Raw genomic sequence first — 16,813 nt, forward strand, 5'->3', positions numbered from 1 at the left:
GAAATATGCCTGAATCGCGCATGATCCCGTGGGCAGACGGGACCTGGACCCACGCCCCCGCAGCCGTCACCGTCGCCCAACACCTGGATGCGACCGCGGCCGAAGGAAGCGACGCCTGGCGACACACCGCCTACGGGTTCGTGCACGACTCCGCACACGCGCTCCTCGCGACGCTCCGGGTGGGCGAGGCGATGGAGGTGTCGTTCCGCGCCCCTGGGACGGTCAGTTCGACCAGGCGGGCGTCTTCGTCCGCATCGACGACGAGCACTGGGTGAAGACCGGTCTGGAGTACGCCGACGACCACCTCGGACTCGGCGCCGTGGTGACCGCCGGAAACTCGGACTGGTCGGTCGGCCAGGTCGACGAGTGGCGTGACAGCGAGATCACCGTGCGGGTGAGCCGGTGGTCGGACGCCCTGATCGTGAGGGCGCGCGCGGACGACGGCGCCTGGAGGCTGGTCAGGGTCGCCCCGTTCGACGGCCAGGCAGCCGCCTCCGCCGGACCGTTCCTGGCCGCACCGACCCGAGCCGGATTGACCGTGCGCTTCACGCGGTGGGAGCGATCCACGGCGGACACCGACCTGCACTGATCCCCGGACCCGGTCGGACGACGATCCCCCGGTCGGACGACGATCCCCGGTCGGACGACGATCCCCCGGTCGGACGACGATCCCCCGGTCGGACGACGATCCCCCGGTCGGACGACGATCCCCCGGTCGGACGACGATCCCCCGGTCGGACGACGATCCCCCGGGCGGACGACGATCCCCCGAGGAATCTATGGAGATTGTTCGGCGGACCGTCAGGACCTCGGCCAATCGAGCGGGCGAGGACGATTCGCCGAGGGGACGACGACTCGCCGACGGGACGACAGTTCGCCGACGGGACGACAGTCCGCCGACGGGACGACAGTTCGCCGAGAGGACGACAGTTCGCCGAGGAATCCGTGGAGATTCCACGGCGAATCGTCGGGTGGTCCGGGAATCGGCGCCGACGGCTATTGCTGCACAGGGCCGAGCGATCGCCGGGCTGTGCACATGCCCCGGGTCAGAGGTCCGAAGCGGGGTCGGCCGGCTGGCACGGTGGACGGATGCTCTCGCCAACAGACACCATCAGGAGCCTCGGCGGACTCGCCCGAGGCACGCAACTGCGATCTCTCGGATTCACCCGGCAGGCTCTCGCTGGAATGGTGCGACGGGGAGAGATCGATCGCGTCCGGCACGGGGTCTTCGCGGCCGGCCCTCTCGACGAGCAGGTGCGTGCAGCGACGGCACACGGCGGCGCGCTCACGTGCGCGAGCGTATTGCGATCCGCAGGGATCTGGGTGCTCCCTGCAGACGACGGTCCGCATGTCTGGCTCGGACCCGACAACCACGCCCTCGCTCACCCCGGGTGCACCTACCGTTCGCACTATTACCGCGGCCGTCCGCCGCTCGGCTCCGCGACGATCGAGACGGCCCTGCTCCATCTCCGCCGGTGCTGCGGAGACGAAGCCTTCTTCGCCGCGTACGAATCGGCCTGGAGACTGCAGAAACTCTCCACAGCGGCGCGGGCGCGCATCAGGAAGGCTCTGCCCCGCAGCGCGCATTGGTTGGTGGAGCTGGCCAGAGCGGACGCAGACAGCGGCCTGGAGTCGCTTCTCCGCCTACGGCTCCATGTACTGGGCATCCGTCTGCGATGCCAGGTGAGGATCGACGGCGTCGGGAGGGTCGACTTCGTCCTCGGCGATCGCCTGATCCTCGAGGCGGACGGCGAAGAGAACCACGGTTCGACGACACGCAGGCACATCGACCGCATTCGCGACGCCGCGGCCTCACGTCTCGGCTACGAGACCCTCCGGTTCGACTACGCGCAGATCGTCCACGACTGGCCGACAGTGCAGGGTGCTGTGCTGGGCGCCCTGCACAGACTCTCGCGGCCGGCGGCATGACAATCCCCCGACCCGACGACAATCCGCTGACCCGACGACAATCCCCCGACCCGACGACATTCCCCCGACCCGACGACATTCCCCCGACCCGACGACAATCCCCCGACCCGACGACAATCCGCTGACCCGACGACAATCCCCCGAGGAATCCGTGGAGATTCCTCGGGGGATCGTCGGGGCGTCGGCGGATCGTCAGCGCGGAGGTTACAGTCCGAGCGCGTGGGCGGCGGCCTGCGCGCGCGCGACGAGTTCGGCGCGCTGCTCCGCGACGCGGACCGGAGCGGTCCCGCCGACCCCGGTCCGCGAAGCCACGGACCCCTCGATCGTGAGGACTTCGCGCACCTCGGGCACGAGATGCGGCGACACGGACAGCAACAGCTCATCGGAGGCGTCCTCCAGACCGATGCCCTGCTCTTCGCAGGCACGCACGAGCGCGCCCGAGATCTCGTGCGCATCGCGGAACGGCACCCGCCGCTTGACCAACCACTCGGCGACGTCCGTCGCGAGCGAGAAGCCCTGCGGGGCGAGCTCCGCCATCCGCGCCGTGTCGAAACGGAGCGTCGCGATCATCCCGGCGAACGCGGGAAGCACGACCTCGAGGGTCTGCACCGAGTCGAAGACCGGCTCCTTGTCCTCCTGCAGATCACGGTTGTACGCGAGCGGGAGCCCCTTGAGCGTGGCCAGCAGTCCTGAGAGGTTGCCGATCAGGCGCCCCGACTTGCCGCGGGCGAGCTCCGCGATGTCGGGGTTCTTCTTCTGGGGCATGATGCTGGACCCCGTGGAGTAGCCGTCGTCGAGCGTCACGAAGCCGAACTCCCGAGTGTTCCAGAGGATGATCTCCTCGGAGAGCCGCGAGATGTCGACACCGGTCATCGCCGTGATGAACGCGAACTCGGCGACGACATCACGGGCGGCTGTGCCGTCGAGCGAGTTCTCGGCCGGGCGATCGAGGCCCAGCTCGGTCGCGACGAGCGCGGGGTCGAGACCGAGAGTCGAGCCGGCGAGGGCTCCCCCACCGTACGGCGAGACACCGGCGCGGCGACGCCAGTCCACGAGACGTTCGAGCTCGCGCACCAGCGGCCAGCCGTGGGCCTGAAGATGGTGAGCGAGGAGCACGGGCTGCGCGTGCTGCAAGTGGGTGCGGCCGGGCAGGATCGCCTCGGGATGCGCCTCGGCCTGGGCGACCAGCGCATCGATCACGCGCAGGATGTCGCGCGCGATCACCCGAGCGTGGTCGATCAGGTACATCCGCACCAGCGTGGCGATCTGGTCGTTGCGGCTGCGCCCGGCGCGGAGGCGCCCTCCCAGTTCCGGCCCGAGCTCGGCGATCAGCGCCTGCTCCAACGCACCGTGCACATCCTCATCGGTCGGCACGGGGCGCAGGGTTCCGTCCGCCACCGCGGGCGACGGCGTCGAGTCCCTCGTGCATCCGCCGCGCCTCATCGGGTTCGAGGTACCCCGCGGCCTCGAGCGCCGTGGCGTGTGCGTGGGAGCCGGCGATGTCGTACGGCGCCAGGATCCAGTCGAAGTGCGTCGACCGGCTGAGCTCGACCAGCTCGGGTGCCGGACCGGTGGCGAAGCGGGCACCCCAGAGCGCGCCCTCGTTCGTGCCTTCGTGGGTCGAGTCGGCCATCACGCGTCCTTCTTGCCGAGGAGCCAGACCAGCAGGGCCTTCTGCGCGTGCAGGCGGTTCTCGGCCTCGTCCCATACGACGCTCTGCGGACCGTCGATGACGCTGGAGTCGACCTCGTAGCCGCGATCCGCGGGCAGGCAGTGGATGAAGATCGCCTCAGGATCGGCGAGAGTCATGGTCTCTGGCGTGACCTTGTAGCCGCCGAGATCGCGGATGCGCGCGATCTTCTCCTCCTCCTTGCCCATCGAGACCCAGGTGTCCGTGACGATCACATCCGCGCCGGCCGCTGCCTCGACCGCGTCGGTGAAGAGCGTGATCGAGCCTCCCGTCTCCGCCGCGCGACGGTCTGCCGCCTCGATCACGTCGGCGCGCGGTGCGTAGTCCTCCGGGGAGGCGATGCGCACATGCATGCCGGCGGTCACACCCGCGAGCGCGTACGAGTGCGCCATATTGCTCTGGCCGTCGCCGAAGAACGTGAGCGTGAGGCCCTTCAGCTCGCCCTTGTGCTCGCGGATCGTGAGCAGGTCGGCCAGCAGCTGACACGGGTGGAAGTCATCGGACAGCGCGTTGACGACCGGGACACGCGTGCCCCGGGCCATCTCCTCGAGCCCGGACTGCGCGTACGTGCGCCACACGATGGCGGCGACCTGGCGCTCCAGCACCCTCGCAGTGTCGGAGGGCGTCTCCTTGCCTCCGAGCTGACTGCTCGCGGTCGAGATGATGAGGGGCGATCCCCCGAGGTCGGCGATGCCCACCGCGAACGACACACGGGTGCGCGTGGAGGACTTGTCGAAGATCACCGCGACCGTCTGCGGACCGGCGAGGCTCTTGTCGGCCCAGCGGTCCTTCTTCAGCTCGAGGGCGAGATCGAGGATCTCCGCCTGTTCGGCGGGGGTGAGGTCGTCGTCACGCAGCAGGTGGCGGGTCATGCGGATACCTTTCCGGCGACAGAGGCCTGGACGTCGGCGAGTGCGGCGGTGAACAGCTCGCGGAACTCGGCGAGCTCGGCGTCGCCGATCGTGAGAGCCGGTGCGATGCGCACGGTCTCGGGGTTGGCGGCGTTGACGATGAGTCCGCGCTCCTGCGCGGCGGCGACGACCGCACCCGCGACGGGCTGCGCGAGCGCGACGCCGACGAGGAGTCCACGCCCGCGCACGCCCTCGATCAGCGGAGAGTCGATGCCGAGCAGGATCTCGCGCAGTTCTGCACCGCGGCGCGCGGCGTTCTCGACGAGTCCTGCGCTCTCGATCTCGGCGAGCACGGCGTCGGCGACGGCCGTGGCCAGCGGGTTGCCGCCGAAGGTCGAACCGTGCGAACCCGGGGTGAAGAGCGCACTGGCCGCTCCGTAGGTGACCAGCGCCCCGATCGGGAAGCCTCCGCCGATGCCCTTCGCGAGGGTGATGGCGTCGGGCGTGATGCCCTCGTGGCTGAAACCGAACCACTGACCCGTGCGCCCGGCTCCGGTCTGGATCTCGTCGACGATCAGCAGCGCCCCGTTCGCGAGGGTGAGCGACCGCGCGGCGGCGAGGTACCCCTCCGGCAGTTCGACGACGCCGGCCTCGCCCTGGATGGGCTCCACGATGACCGCCGCGACGCTGTCGTCGATCGCGGCCTCGAGCGCTTCGATGGTCGCGGGGATGTGCTCGACGCCGCCCGGCATCGGCGCGAACGGCGCGCGCATCGACTCCTTCGCGGTGAGGGCGAGCGAGCCCATGGTGCGTCCGTGGAAGCCGTTCTCCAGCGCGAGGATGCGCGGACGCTCGGAGCCGCCATGCAGACGGGCCAGCTTGAAGGCGGCCTCGTTCGCCTCGGCGCCCGAGTTCGAGAAGAACACACGTCCGTCGATGCCCGCTCCCGCCAGACGCTTGAGCCGCGCGGCGAGCGCGAGCTGAGGGGGCGTCGCGAAGTAGTTCGACACGTGCGCGAGCGTGGCCGCCTGCGTCGACACCGCGGCGACGAAGGCCGGGTGGGCGTGACCGAGCGAGGTGACGGCGATACCGGCGAGGAAGTCGAGGTGGCGTCGGCCGTCGGCATCCCACAGGTACGAGCCCTCACCGCGGACCAGCAGCGCGAGCCGCTCCCCCGCGTTGAGCACGAGATCACGTGCCGCGTCGTCCTGCCAGACGGTCATGCCGTCGCTCCCTTCGCTCCCAGGACCACTTCGGTCCCGATTCCCTTGCTGGTGAACAATTCGACGAGCACCGAGTGCGGCACCCGCCCGTCGATGATGGCGGCCGCGTCGACGCCGCCCTCGACCGCGTCGAGGCACGCGCGCATCTTCGGGATCATTCCCGACTCGAGCGTCGGCAGCATCTCGACGAGCGCCTCCGACGTGAGATGCGACACGAGCGAGTCGCGGTTGGGCCAGTCGGCGTAGAGCCCAGGCACGTCCGTGAGGATCACGAGCTTGCGGGCGTTCAGGGCGACGGCGAGTGCCGCAGCGGCAGCGTCGGCGTTGACGTTCAACGACTGGCCGGGATGGTCGAGGTCCGGCGCGATGCTCGACACCACGGGGATGCGGCCGGAGGCGAGGTGGTCGAGCACGGGTGTCGGATCGACCTCGACGACATCGCCGACCCGGCCGAGATCGACCTCCTCGCCATCGATCATGACTCCGCGACGGCGTCCGCCGAAGAGCCCGGCGTCCTCCCCGCTGAGCCCCGTGGCGATGGGCCCGTGCGAGTTGATCTTCGATACGAGCTGCGGGTTGACCTGTCCGGTGAGCACCATGCGCACGACGCTGATCGCCTCGGTGTTGGTGACGCGGTAGCCGCCCTTGAACTCGCTGGGGATCTCGAGGCGCTCGAGCATGTTCGAGATCTGCGGGCCGCCGCCGTGCACCACCACAGGCTGGACGCCGACGTAGCGGAGGTACGCGATGTCCTGAGCGAACGCCTCCTGCAGCTCGTCCGAGACCATGGCATTCCCGCCGTACTTGACGACGACGATCTGGTCGCGGAACTTCTTCAGCCACGGCAGAGACTCGATCAGCGTCGTCGCCTTCTGCGCGGCGATGTCCGGGGTGGTGTCCTGGATGTCGGTCATGAGGCGTAGGCGCTGTTCTCGTGCACGTAGTCGTGCGTGAGATCGTTCGTGAGGACGGTCGCGGTCGCGTCTCCCGCCCTCAGGTCGATCACCAGGTGCATGGCGCGGGGGGTCAGATCGACCTCTTCGCGCGGACGGTCGGGCCCGCCTCCCGTGCACACACGCACGCCGTTCATCCACACGTCGACGTCGTAGGGGTCGAACTGCGCGTTCGTGGTGCCGATCGCGGCGAGCACTCGCCCCCAGTTCGGGTCGTTGCCGAAGACGGCGGCCTTGAACAGGTTGTTGCGGGCGACCGAGCGTCCGACCTCGACGGCTTCCTGCTCCGACACCGCCTGCTGCACCTCGATCGTGATGTCGTGGCTCGCGCCCTCCGCATCACCCTGCAGTTTCACGGCCAGCTCCTGGCACACCTCGGTGAGGGCCGCGGCGAAGTCGTCCAGATCGGGCACGACCTCGGATGCGCCGTTCGCGAGCAGGGTCACCTGATCGTTCGTGGACATGCAGCCGTCGGAGTCGAGCCGGTCGAAGGTCTTCCCGGTCGCGCGGCGCAGCGCCTCGTCGGCCTGGAGGGGCTCGAGCACGGCGTCGGTCGTGATCACGACGAGCATGGTCGCGAGACCGGGCGCGAGCATCCCCGCGCCCTTGGCCATCCCGCCGATGGTCCAGCCGTCCCGCTGCACGACCGCGGTCTTGGCGACGGTGTCCGTGGTCATGATCGCGTGAGCTGCCGTGTCTCCGCCGTCCGGGCTGAGCTCGGCGATCGCCTGCGCCGTCCCGTCCAGAACCTTGGCGCGGAAGACCTCATCGCCGGTGCCGATGAGTCCCGTGGAGCAGACCAGGACATCGCCCGCGCTGACCCCGAGGAGCTCGGCCGCCTTCTCGGCGGTCTGATGCGTCGTCTGGAACCCGAAGCTCCCGGTGAAGCAGTTCGCACCCCCGGAGTTGAGGACGACGGCCTCGACCACGCGGTCGGCGACGGCCTGCTGCGACCAGATGATCGGGTTCGCCTTGGCGCGGTTGCTCGTGAACACGGCGGCACCGACCTTGCGCGGGCCGCGGTTGACGACGACGGCCACGTCGGGCTTGCCGGTGGACTTGAGTCCTGCGGCCACACCGGCCGCCTCGAATCCTGCGGGGGCGGTGACGCTCACGGGGCGACTCCGTTCACTGAGAGGGCGCGGGTCTCGGGAAGGCCCAGCGCGATGTTCATGGATTGATGGCAGCGCCGGCGGTGCCCTTGACGAGGTTGTCGACGGCGGTGACGACCGTCACGCGGTTCGCGGCCCGATCGATCGCGAGGCCGATCAAGGCGGTGTTCGCCCCGAGCACGTCGGCCGTGCGGGGGAAGCGCCCTTCGGGCAGAATCTGCACGAAGGTCTCGTCGCCGTACGCGGTCTGCCACGCGGCGCGGATCTGTTCATCCGTCGCACCGTCGACGATCGGCGCGCTCGAGGTGGCGAGGATACCCCGCGACATCGGGACCAGCACCGGGGTGAACGAGATGCGGATGCCGTCGGCGTCCGCACCGGATGCCGCGGCGAGCGCTTGGCGGATCTCGGGGATGTGCCGGTGCGTGCCGCCGACCGCGTAGGGGTTGGCCGAGCCGAGGATCTCGCTCGCGAGGAGGTTGGTCTTGAGGCTCTTGCCTGCACCGGAAGGTCCGACAGCCAGGACAGACACGATGTCGGAGGCGTCGATCACCCCGGCGGCGACGCCGGGAGCCAGGCTCAGGCTCACGGTGGACGCGTTGCAGCCCGGTGCTGCGATGCGGGTGGCCGTACGGAGATGCTCGCGCTGCTTCGTCCCTGCCACGAGGAGCTCGGGGACGCCGTAGGTCCACGGCTCATGGAACGCCCCGCCGTAGAACGCCTCCCAGGCGGCGGACGACGTGAGCCGGTGGTCGGCGCCAGCGTCGATCACCAGGGACGTGGCGCCGAGCGCGTCGGTGTACTGCCCGGACTGGCCGTGCGGGAGGGCGAGGAACACGATGTCGTGGCCGGAGAGGGTTTCCGGGGTGGTGTCCTGCAGGGTGAGGTGGGCGAGTGAGCGCAGATGCGGCTGGTGCTCGATGAGCGGCTGACCGGCGTTCGAGTGCGCCGTCACGGTGCGGATCTCGATGTCGGGGTGATCGGCCAGGAGACGGAGGATCTCGCCTCCCGCATAGCCGGATGCGCCGGAGACGGCGACGGAATACGTCATGCTTCTACCTTAACGGTCGGGTCCTTCCGCGAAGGGAGGACCGAGGGCGGGGCCGGAGGCGGCGACACCGGCACTCGACCGCCGCGCATGCGCAGGCAGAAGGGCGGGGTCGCCTAGAGTCGGCGGCCGCGGCGTCGGCGCACAGCGATGACGCTCGGGCGAGCGTCGAAGGAGCAGTGGCGGCCGAAGGCATGTCGCGACAGTAGCGCGGGCTCGGCCGCCACCGCAAATCCAGAGCGTCATGCGAGGCGATGCGGCTCCATCGGCGCGGCGAAGAAGGCACGCTCGTGCGCGCTCGACGTCGTGAAGGCCCGACGCATGCGCTCCGCGGTGTCGGCACCGCTCGACGACGCGGCCGCTCCCGCATAGGCGATCGCGGTGCGGGTCGCGTCCTCGAAGGCGGGATCCGCGTAGGTCGCGAACCAGGACGCGAAGGGATGCTCCGGATCCCGGGCATACTCTCCGAACTCCCCGGCGTGCAGGCGTCGCCCCAGGTCGGTGTAGACCCAGAAGCACGGGAGGACCGCGGCGACGATCTCCGCATAGTCGCCGCCGAACGCGACGGAGCGGAGATGATCGAGGTACGCCGTCGTCGTCGCATCCGGTTCCGCGGTGAAGGTCGCCGGACCCACGCCCTCCGCCGGCGTCAGCCAGGACGCGTGCAGTTCCAGCTCGCCCGCGATCGAGCCGCGCGCGGACTCGGCCCAGAAGGCCTGCTCCGCCGAGGAGGGGCGCCAGGCGCGACGCCTCGGCGAGGACACGCGCGTACCCCCGCAGATAGAGCGCATCCTGCGCGAGGTACGACACGAACGGTCGGCGCTCCAGGGTACCGTCGGCGAGTGCGCGGATGAACGGCAGATCGTCGATGTCTGCGCGGATCTCCGCCGTGTCCTGCCACCAGGACGCGACGATGTCGACGGCATCCCCGGTGTCTCCGTGCCGCCGCGTCGCCACAGCCCCGCGAAATGGCTGATCGGTCCGTTGCCTTCGCCGACACGCAGCGACTCCCCTGCCTGGAGCGACTCACGCAGCCAGGACCTGGCGGCGCGGACGGCTTCTTCCGGGGCGTCTCCGCGAGCGAGCCGGGTCGCGACAGCGGACGACAGCGAGCAGCCGGTGCCGTGTGTGTTCCGACTCGGGATGCGGGAGCCCGTGAACTCCCGGCGCAGTCCCCTGCGGGCATCCAGCAGTGCGTCCGGGGCATGCTCCCCGCCGAGGTGGCCGCCCTTGACGAGGACCGCGACCCCGACCTCGTCCGACAGCTGCTCCGCGGCGGACACGGCCTCGGCCCAGTCATCGGTCGCGCGGCCCGACAGCATCGCGAGCTCGGCGAGGTTCGGGGTGATGAGGGTCGCCCGGCTCAACAGCGCTCGCAGTCCCCGCTCGGCATCCGGATCCAGGAGGCGGTCGCCCGAGGTCGCGACCATGACGGGGTCGAGCACGACGACGGGCGGGCGGACGGCATCGAGCCAGGCCGTGACCGTCCGGACCACCGAGGCGTCGGCGAGCATCCCGATCTTCACGGCATCGATCACGACGTCGTCCGACACCGCATCGAGCTGCGAGCGGAGGAAGTCCACCGGTGGCACATGCACCGCCCGCACACCACGGGTGTTCTGCGCGGTGAGCGCCGTCAGGACAGCCATCCCGTATCCGCCGTTCGCCGCGATCGACTTCAGGTCGGCCTGGATGCCCGCACCTCCGGAGGGGTCGCTACCGGCGATGCTCAGCACCCGCGGCACCGACGCGGCGAGCCACCGCTTCCGGAACTCGGCCGCTGCAGCTGCCGGATCCTCGGCGGTGCACAGCGCGGAGACCACGGCGAGCCCGGCGGCTCCGGCAGCGCGGAGAGGCTCCGTGTCGTCGATGTCGACGCCGCCGATGGCCACGCACGGCAGCGGCGAGCGGGCGGCGAACTCCCGGAATCCCTCGACGCCGAGCGGCGCTGGATGGTCCGGCTTGGTGGCTGTGGGGCGGATGACACCGACGCCGAGGTAGTCGATCGTGCCTGCCGGCAGCGCGCGGACCGCCTCGAGGTGGGCGGTGGTGTTCGCGGTGAGACCGATCAGCGCATCCGGCCCCAGAACCTCGCGCGCGGAGCGCAGACGCATCGCTCTGCCCGACGTGGACTCCGTCGACCCTGGCGCCGCGTGCGCGGGCGGCGACGGCGGCATCGAGACGGTCGTTCACCACGAGGAGCGCCCGATCGTCGATGACCTCGGAGAGCGAGAGCAGCTGCTCGACGGTCTCGGCATCCGTCGCGGTCTTGTCCCGCAACTGCACGATGCGCACGCCGCCGTCGACCGCGCGCCGGACGGTCTCGATCACCCTCGCGCACCGCAGAGGGCGGGATCCGTGACGAGGTAGAGCGACAGGTCGGCGATCACAGCGCGACGACCTCGACGCGCGCGGCCGCCCTGATGTCGTCCGCGGTCACCGCGGCGAGCGCGTCCAACAGTGCGACAGCGAAGCTGCCAGGCCCGGAGGAGGTCGCGGCGGCCCGTTCGGCCGCGATCGTGTAGACGAGACCGGCGGCGGCGACGGCCGTGAGGTCGTCGTGCTCGGTGGCCCTGGCGGCCCCGAGGAAAGCGGCCATGACGGCGCCGAGAGCGCACCCTCCGCCCGTGACCCGCGTCAGGAGCTCATGCCCGTTCGCCACACGCAACGTCCGCGCTCCGTCGGTGATGAGGTCGATCGGCCCCGACACCGCGACCACGGCACCCGTGCGGCGCGCGAGGGCGGCAGCGGCATCGGCTGCGGCCTCCGTGCTGTCCGTGGAGTCCACCCCGCGACCACCGGTGCTGAGTCCCGCGAGGGCGAGGATCTCGGAGGCGTTGCCCCTGACCGCGGCCGGGCGCTGTTCCACGAGCTCGTGCGCGAGCGCCGTGCGCACCGGGAGGGCGCCGATGGCGACGGGGTCGAGCACCCACGGCGTGCCGGATGCCGTGGCACCGGCGACCGCCTCCCGACTCGCGGCGCGCTGTTCCGGGGTGGGCGTCCCCAGATTGATCAACAACCCGGAGGCGACACCCGCGAACGTGCCTGCCTCGTCGACGATGTCGACCATGGCGGGGGCGGCTCCCAGAGCCAGCAGCACGTTGGCGGTGAAGCCCGTGACGACCGTGTTCGTGATGCAGTGGGTCAACGGGGGCGCCGCGCGCAGCACCTCCAACAGTGCGGCAGCCCCGTCGGCGAGGTCGATGGTGGTTTCAGGACGCAGAAGATCGCTCATCGCGACATCCCTTCGCTAGTACGAACTAGATCAGGTTCGACGGGTCTGTTCTCAGCCGCAGGTCGCGGCACCCCGTGTCACTGCTGGCAGTCTAGCGATGAGCCAGGACCGACCGGTCGCGACGCTCAGCCGAAGGCGTCGAGCAGCGCGCGCTCCTCCGCCCTGGTGAGCCCCGCGCGCCGACCGCGGTCGACACCGCGCTCGCGCTCGTCCGCCACGACCCGCTCGACCGTGTCGGCGAGCGAGCGGAGGGTGCCACCGTTGTGTCGGTAGCGCGTGTTCGAGCGGGTCATGAACCCGGTCATCTCGGGCGGCAGCCACAGCGGCAGCGATCGCGGCCCTGACCAGTGGGCGACGCCCTCGGCGACGAGACGCTCCTCCACACCGACGACCATCGGACCCGTGTGGCCCGCGGCATCGCGCACGGTCCGGATCACGTCGGCCAGACCGTGCACGTCGCCGATCGCGTTCACGGCTCCGGTGACCTCGGCCGACACGATGAAGGCGGCGGCATCATCCACGTCGACGACCTGCGCCGTACGAGACTCGAGAGGCGGAACCAGCACGGGCTCATCTGGCGCTCTCAGGAACGCCGCCGCCCAGTAGCCGAAGCGATCGCTCGGGTCGCCGTCTCCGACGATGAGTCCCGGTCGCACGATCAGCGACCGGTCGCCGAGACCCGCCAGCACCGCGTCCTCCGCCGCGACCTTCTGGAGGCCGTAATCGTCGTCCTCCTGCTGTGCCGCGGGGAGCCGCGGAGCCGACTCATCCGCGCCGACGACCTCGTCGTCTCGGTACACCGACATCGACGAGACATAGGTCCATCGGGCCGCGCGGTCGCGGAGCGCGCGCACCGCCGCGGAGACGTGGTCGGCCCTGGACGAGACATCGACGACGTGATCCCAGTCCGTCCGCGACACGACGTCGTAGGCGTCTTCGTCCTCGCGGTCGGCGAGGACGAGGCTCGCCCCCGACGGCGCCGGCCGGTCGCCGCGGGCCAGGCACGTGACCGTCGCCCCTGCCCCGAGGGCGTGCGCAGCGACCCGCCCCGACAGCCATCCGGTCCCTCCGAGGATCAGCACATCCGTCATGACCTCATACCACCAGCGACGAGGCGTCAGGGGAAGGGGCTCCGCTCAGAGCGGAGCCCCCGCCACGCGAGTGCGCGGCACCCGTCTGGGGCGCCGCGCACTCTGTGCCGGGTTCAGTCGCGCAGGGCGGCCCCGAAGCGCTGCGCAGCAACCTCGACACCGGCGAGCTTGGCCGCTGTCGCTTCGGCCGCGGTGAGCGTGCGATCGTCGGCGCGGAAGCGCAGGGCGAAGGTCAGGCTCTTCGACCCCTCCGGCACGCCGTCGCCACGGTAGTCGTCGACGAGTCGCACGGCTTCCAGCAGCGCACCGGCGCCCTCGGCGAGCGCCGCCTGGACATCCGCGGCGGCCACGTCGGCCGGGAGCGTGAGAGAGACGTCCTGCGTCGCCGCAGGGAAGGTCGACAGCGAGGCGGCGACGACCCGACCGCTCGCGAGCGTGAGCACCCGATCCAGGTCGAGCTCGAAGACGGTCGCGCGTCCGGGGAGATCTGCGTCCTCTGCGACCGCGGGGTGGAGTTCGCCGACGTAGCCGACCTCTTCGCCGGCGACCAGGAGCGAGCCCGTCCGACCGGGGTGGAGGGCGGCACGCTCGGACTGCACCACGTCGATGTCGACACCCGCTGCGGCAGCGATCACCCGCACCGCGTCCAATGCCTCGACGATCCCCGCAGGCTCGGCGGGGCGGCCGGGCTGGCGCGGCGCGATGTGTCCGGTCAGGACCGCCGCGATGTGTCGATGTTGCGGCGGGATCGATGCGTTCAGCGCCGCGAGGGTCTCGTCCGACGGACGTGCCCCCAGCGGAGGAACGTCGTCGGTGCCGTACTCGACGCCGGGCTCGGGGAGGAACACCACGCCGGTCTCGAAGATCGCGAGGTCGATGAGTCCGCGCGAGATGTTGCGGTGCGCGGTCTGCAGCAGGCCGGGGATCAGCGAGCGACGCAGATACGGCGCCTGCCCGTCGAGCGGGTTCGCCAGACGGATGCTCGGCAGGTGCGCGCCCGTCGCGGAGCCGTGGAGGTCGTTCTGCGCCTCGGTCGTGAACGGGAACGCCGGGGTCTCCACGAGTCCCGCAGCGGCCAAGGCGTCGGCCACTCGGCGTCGGCCCTGCTGGTGCGCGGTGAGGCCACGTCCGGACGGCGGGGTCGGCAGCACCGACGGGATGCGGTCGAGGCCGTGGATGCGGGCGACCTCCTCGGCGAGCGTCCACTTGTCGGTCAGGTCGGGTCGCCAGGTCGGCGGGATCACGGTCCAGCCGCCGTCGGCGTCCGAGACCTCTGCTCCGATCGTCGTCAGCGCACGAACGATCTCCTCGTCGGTGTAGTCGACACCGATGAGCCCCGGCACGAAATCGGCCGGCAGTTCGATCTCGGGGACGAAGACCTCGGCGAACAGCGCGCCGCCCTCGTCCGTGAGCGTCCCGCCGGCGAGTTCGACCATGAGGTCGGCGGCACGGCGAGCGGCCACGAACGGATGAGCGGGTCGACCCCGCGCTCGAACCGCTTGGAGGCCTCGCTGGGCAGTTTGTGTCGGCGCGCGGTGCGGGCGATGGTCGTCGGATCGAAGGTCGCCGCCTCGATGAGCACGTTCTTCGTCGTGTCGCTCATCTCCGTGGTGCCGCCGCCCATGACGCCGGCGAGACCGATCGGGCCGGACCCGTCGGTGATGAGCAGGTCTTCGACGTGCAAGGCGCGCTCCACCCCGTCGAGCGTGGTCATCTTCTCGCCCGGGGTGGCGCGGCGAACCGTGATGCCTCCCGCGAGCTTGTCGAGATCGTAGCCGTGCAGCGGCTGCCCCAGTTCGAGCATGACGTAGTTGGTGATGTCGATCAGCACGCCCAACGAGCGCATGCCCGCGAGGCTGAGCCGCGCGATCATCCACGGCGGAGTCGGGCGCGAGGGATCCACGTCCCGCACGACGCGCGTCACGAACTCGCTCGCGCCGACGCGGCCGCGCACGGGGGCGACGTCGTCGACGACGGTCGTGCCCGCTTCCGGGCTGCAGCTCGGCGAAGTCGCGCTCCGCGGGGTCGCGGAAGGCTGCCCCCGTGGCGTGCGCGTACTCACGGGCGACGCCGCGCAGCGAGAAGGCGTAGCCACGGTCGGGCGTGACGTTGATCTCGACCGCCACGTCGTCCAGGCCCAGCAGGGCGATCGCGTCGGTGCCGACGGGCGCGTCGATGCCGAGGTCCGACAGCACGACGATGCCGTTGTGCTCGTCGCCGAGGCCCAGCTCACGTGCCGAGGCGATCATGCCGTCGGACACGTGACCGTAGGTCTTGCGCGCGGCGATCGGGAACGGACCGGGCAGCACCGCACCGGGGAGGGTCACGACGACCTTGTCGCCGGCGACGAAGTTGTGGGCGCCGCAGACGATCCCGCGGACACCGCCGTGCGCCTCGCCCACATCGACCTGGCACCAGTTGATGGTCTTGCCGTTGGACTGCGGCTCGGCCTCGAGTGAGACGACCTGACCGACGACGACGGGACCGGTGATGTCGAAGCGGTGCACGTCCTCCTCTTCGAAGCCGACGGTCACCAGCGCCGCGAGGACATCCTCGGGGGTGGCGTCCGTCGCCACGTCGACGTACTCACGCAACCACGAAAGCGGGACGCGCATCACACCACCATCCCGTACTGCTCGCTGAACCGAACGTCACCCTCTGCCATGTCGCGCATGTCCTGCACGTCGCTGCGGAACATGAGCCCTCGCTCGATGCCCATGCCGAACGCGAAGCCGCTGTACTCCTCGGGGTCGATCCCCGCCGCACGCAGCACGTTCGGGTTGACCATGCCGCAGCCGCCCCACTCGATCCAGCGGGCGCCGCCCTTGAAGGTCGGGTGCCACAGGTCGAGTTCGGCGGACGGCTCGGTGAAGGGGAAGTAGTTCGTGCGGAAGCGCATCTTCGCCTCCGGTCCGAACAGTTGGCGCGCGAAGTGGTCGAGCGTGCCCTTGAGGTGCGCCATCGTGATGCCCTTGTCGATCACGAGGCCTTCGAACTGCGTGAACACCGGCAGGTGCGTCGCATCGAACTCGTCGGTGCGGTAGACACGTCCGGGGCACAGCACGTAGATGGGCACATCGCGGTCGAGCATCGAGCGCACCTGCACCGGGCTCGTGTGCGTGCGCATCACGAGGTGCCGCGAGGTGGGGTCGACGTAGAACGTGTCCTGCTCCTGACGCGCAGGGTGGTCGACGTCGAAGTTCAGGGCGTCGAAGTTGAACCACTCGTGCTCGAGCTCCGGTCCCTCTGCGATCTCCCAGCCCATCCCGACGAAGATGTCGCACACCTGGTCCTGGAGCAGCGTGAGCGGGTGACGGGCGCCGACGCGGGTGCGCGACGGGAGGGCGGTGATGTCGACGCGCTCCGCCTCGAGCCGCGCGGCGACCTCTCTGGCGGCGAGCTCGGCCTCTTTGGCGGCGAGCGCCTGGGTGACCTGTCCACGCCCCTGGCCGACGAGCTTGCCGAACGCGGCCTTGTTCTCGGGCGCGACCTGGCGCATCGAGGCGTTGAGGACCGCGAGCGGCGATCCCTCGGCCACGTGGGCGGCACGCGCCGCTTTCAGCTCGGCGGTGTCGGCTGCGGCGGCGATCGCCGCGAGGGCGTCGGCGACGGCGGCTTCGACCGCTTCCGGGGTGATTTCAGGAGACTCTGACACGAGAATCGAGTCTACCGGGGGCGCGC

General features: G+C 70.5%; 9 protein-coding genes, 5 pseudogenes and 1 riboswitch. Of the genes and pseudogenes, 2 read left to right on the top strand and 12 right to left on the bottom strand.

Annotated elements, in window-relative coordinates:
* Positions 1 to 5 precede the first annotated feature (5 nt).
* Positions 6 to 589, top strand: a pseudogene (locus G4G29_RS12870) (DUF1349 domain-containing protein).
* A 500-nt stretch (positions 590 to 1,089) separates the two neighbouring features.
* Positions 1,090 to 1,929 (top strand): DUF559 domain-containing protein, encoded by an 840-nt coding sequence (locus G4G29_RS12875; RefSeq protein WP_183150407.1) that lies wholly within the window; start codon positions 1,090 to 1,092, stop codon positions 1,927 to 1,929.
* 204 nt (positions 1,930 to 2,133) lie between these two features.
* Here the strand turns inward: G4G29_RS12875 and argH are convergent.
* The 12 genes and pseudogenes from argH to pheS all read right to left on the bottom strand — a co-directional run bounded on the left by argH (position 2,134) and on the right by pheS (position 16,787).
* Positions 2,134 to 3,562: pseudogene (argH, locus tag G4G29_RS12880) on the bottom strand (argininosuccinate lyase).
* Positions 3,562 to 4,491 (bottom strand): ornithine carbamoyltransferase, encoded by a 930-nt coding sequence (gene argF, locus G4G29_RS12885; protein ID WP_183150408.1) that lies wholly within the window; start codon positions 4,489 to 4,491, stop codon positions 3,562 to 3,564. Before argF ends, argH begins: the two are co-directional and overlap by 1 nt.
* The gene (locus tag G4G29_RS12890) at positions 4,488 to 5,693 is read right to left on the bottom strand and encodes an acetylornithine transaminase (RefSeq protein WP_183150409.1); all 1,206 of its coding nucleotides are present in this window, start codon (positions 5,691 to 5,693) and stop codon (positions 4,488 to 4,490) included. Before G4G29_RS12890 ends, argF begins: the two co-directional genes overlap by 4 nt.
* Positions 5,690 to 6,607 (bottom strand): acetylglutamate kinase, encoded by a 918-nt coding sequence (argB, locus tag G4G29_RS12895; RefSeq protein ID WP_183150410.1) that lies wholly within the window; start codon positions 6,605 to 6,607, stop codon positions 5,690 to 5,692. The genes G4G29_RS12890 and argB overlap by 4 nt, the downstream gene beginning before the upstream one ends.
* Complete coding sequence (gene argJ / locus G4G29_RS12900; RefSeq protein ID WP_183150411.1) at positions 6,604 to 7,761, bottom strand: bifunctional glutamate N-acetyltransferase/amino-acid acetyltransferase ArgJ; 1,158 nt, start codon at positions 7,759 to 7,761, stop codon at positions 6,604 to 6,606. Before argJ ends, argB begins: the two co-directional genes overlap by 4 nt.
* Positions 7,758 to 8,809 (bottom strand): annotated as a pseudogene (gene argC / locus G4G29_RS12905) (N-acetyl-gamma-glutamyl-phosphate reductase). The gene argJ and the pseudogene argC overlap by 4 nt, the downstream one beginning before the upstream one ends.
* A 239-nt stretch (positions 8,810 to 9,048) precedes the next feature.
* Entirely contained in the window at positions 9,049 to 10,920 is a 1,872-nt protein-coding gene (gene thiD / locus G4G29_RS12910; protein WP_244631999.1) for a bifunctional hydroxymethylpyrimidine kinase/phosphomethylpyrimidine kinase, read from the bottom strand.
* 37 nt (positions 10,921 to 10,957) lie between these two features.
* Positions 10,958 to 11,137 (bottom strand): annotated as a pseudogene (locus G4G29_RS22200) (thiamine phosphate synthase); the annotation flags it as partial.
* Positions 11,138 to 11,192: 55 nt separating this feature from the next.
* Positions 11,193 to 12,041 carry a hydroxyethylthiazole kinase gene (thiM, locus tag G4G29_RS12920; RefSeq protein ID WP_183150412.1) on the bottom strand — a complete coding sequence of 283 codons (849 nt, stop codon included), beginning with the start codon at positions 12,039 to 12,041 and terminating at the stop codon, positions 11,193 to 11,195.
* Positions 12,032 to 12,126: riboswitch (TPP riboswitch) on the bottom strand. (Overlaps the previous gene by 10 nt.)
* A 40-nt stretch (positions 12,127 to 12,166) precedes the next feature.
* The gene (locus tag G4G29_RS12925) at positions 12,167 to 13,132 is read right to left on the bottom strand and encodes an NAD-dependent epimerase/dehydratase family protein (RefSeq protein ID WP_183150413.1); all 966 of its coding nucleotides are present in this window, start codon (positions 13,130 to 13,132) and stop codon (positions 12,167 to 12,169) included.
* A 113-nt stretch (positions 13,133 to 13,245) separates the two neighbouring features.
* Positions 13,246 to 15,747 (bottom strand): annotated as a pseudogene (pheT, locus tag G4G29_RS12930) (phenylalanine--tRNA ligase subunit beta).
* Positions 15,747 to 16,787, bottom strand: coding sequence for a phenylalanine--tRNA ligase subunit alpha (pheS, locus tag G4G29_RS12935; protein ID WP_183150414.1), 1,041 nt, complete (start codon positions 16,785 to 16,787; stop codon positions 15,747 to 15,749). Before pheS ends, pheT begins: the two are co-directional and overlap by 1 nt.
* Positions 16,788 to 16,813: the final 26 nt, after the last annotated feature.

This window comes from Microbacterium sp. Se63.02b (assembly GCF_014171575.1).
Lineage (GTDB): Bacteria > Actinomycetota > Actinomycetes > Actinomycetales > Microbacteriaceae > Microbacterium.

What these genes read in the sequence shown, in the direction of transcription:
- thiM (WP_183150412.1), bottom strand. Translation starts at nt 12,041, where the DNA reads ATGAGCGATCTTCTGCGTCCTGAAACCACCATCGACCTCGCCGACGGG.
- thiD (WP_244631999.1), bottom strand. Translation starts at nt 10,920, where the DNA reads ATGCGTCTGCGCTCCGCGCGCGAGGTTCTGGGGCCGGATGCGCTGATC.
- G4G29_RS12925 (WP_183150413.1), bottom strand. Translation starts at nt 13,132, where the DNA reads ATGACGGATGTGCTGATCCTCGGAGGGACCGGATGGCTGTCGGGGCGG.
- argF (WP_183150408.1), bottom strand. Translation starts at nt 4,491, where the DNA reads ATGACCCGCCACCTGCTGCGTGACGACGACCTCACCCCCGCCGAACAG.
- G4G29_RS12890 (WP_183150409.1), bottom strand. Translation starts at nt 5,693, where the DNA reads ATGACCGTCTGGCAGGACGACGCGGCACGTGATCTCGTGCTCAACGCG.
- G4G29_RS12875 (WP_183150407.1), top strand. Translation starts at nt 1,090, where the DNA reads ATGCTCTCGCCAACAGACACCATCAGGAGCCTCGGCGGACTCGCCCGA.
- argB (WP_183150410.1), bottom strand. Translation starts at nt 6,607, where the DNA reads ATGACCGACATCCAGGACACCACCCCGGACATCGCCGCGCAGAAGGCG.